This is a genomic window from Nguyenibacter vanlangensis (assembly GCF_013376155.1).
Taxonomy (GTDB): Bacteria; Pseudomonadota; Alphaproteobacteria; order Acetobacterales; family Acetobacteraceae; genus Gluconacetobacter; species Gluconacetobacter vanlangensis.
This window is the reverse complement of sequence record NZ_JABXXP010000671.1, coordinates 1-1,492: the sequence shown is the minus strand read 5'-3', so window position 1 is coordinate 1,492 and position 1,492 is coordinate 1. Positions and strand designations below refer to the sequence as shown.

1 protein-coding gene is annotated in these 1,492 nt (G+C 70.3%); it reads right to left on the bottom strand.

Features of this window, described 5'->3' with window-relative positions:
- On the bottom strand, positions 1-1,492 hold a 1,492-nt coding region (gene ggt, locus HUK84_RS17875), incomplete at both ends, for a gamma-glutamyltransferase (protein ID WP_176641451.1).

Here is a 1,492-nt window from a genome sequence, read left to right as displayed (position 1 = left end):
GCCGTAATAGCGGCCGTCGCCCGGCTTGCCGGTGCCCAGGCGCGGCGCGCCGACCAGGATGCCTTCGGCCACGCCCCACGGGGCATGGGGGGCGATGTCATAGCCTTCGCGCTTCAGGGTCGCGGCCACCGCGTCGGACAGGGCGCCCTGTTCGACCTCGACATGGGTGGGCTGCCATTGCTCGTGGATGCGCGGCAGGTCGATCGCCTGCTGGATGTCCAGCCCGTAATCGACCACGCCCAGGATCGCCGACAGCACGATGGTGGGAATGCGCGAGCCGCCGGGGCTGCCGATGACCATGACCGGCCGGCCGCCGCGCGACAGGATGGTGGGCGACATGGACGAAAGCGGCGTCTTGCCGGGGGCGACGGCGTTGGCCTGGCTGCCGACGATGCCGAACATGTTGGGCACGCCCGGACGGGACGAGAAATCGTCCATCTCGTCATTCATGAACATGCCGGTGCCGCCGCCGATGACCTTCGCGCCGAACCAGCCATTCAGCGTGTAGGTGACCGAGATCGCCATGCCCTTGCGGTCGATGACCGAGAACTGGGTGGTTTCGGTCTTCTCGGGCTGGGCCTCGCCGGGGCGCAGGGCGGCGGAGGACAAGGCGTGATCGGTCGGGATGCCGGCGCGGACCTGCGCCGCATAGGCCGGGTCGATCAGGTGCTGGACCGGATTATGGACGAAGGCCGGATCGCCCAGGTCCTGCCGGTCGGCATAGGCGTGGCGCATGGCCTCGACCTCGCGCTGGATGGCGGGGGCGGTGTGCAGGCCCAGCCGGCCCATGTCATAGCCCGACAGGATGTTCAGGATTTCGCACAGCGCGACGCCGCCGCCGCTGGGCGGGGGCGCGGTGTCGATATGGTAGCCGCGATAGGTGCAGGTCAGCGGCGCCAGGATTCGCGGCGCGTAACTGCGGAAATCGGCAAGCTGGAGGATGCCCCCGCCCGCCTGGCTGGCCCGGACGATGTCGGCCGCGATGGGACCGCGATAGAAGGCGTCGGCGCCGTCGCGGGCGATCAGCGACAATGTCCTGGCAAGGTCGGCCTGCACCAGGCGGTCGCCGGCCTGCAACCGCGAACCGTCGGGCCGCAGGAAGATCCTGCGCGCCTGGGGGTCGCGCGCGAAATCGGCGGTCGAGGTGTCGAGCAACTGCACGTCGCCTTCGCCCAGGACGAACCCGTCGCGCGCCAGCGCGATGGCCGGGGCCATGACCTGCCGGCGGGTCAGGTGGCCCCAGCGATGCAGCACCAGGTCCATTCCGGCGACGGTGCCCGGCACGCCCACGGCCTTCCACCCCAGGATCGACAGATTGGGAATGACCGCGCCCTTGGCGTCCTGGAACATGGTGGCGGTGGCGGCCAGCGGCGCGTGTTCGCGGAAATCGATGAAGACGGCGTGGCCGTCGGGCGTGCGCAGGGTCATGAACCCGCCGCCGCCGATATTGCCCGCCGCCGGATAGACGACGGCCAGCGCATAGGCCACCGCG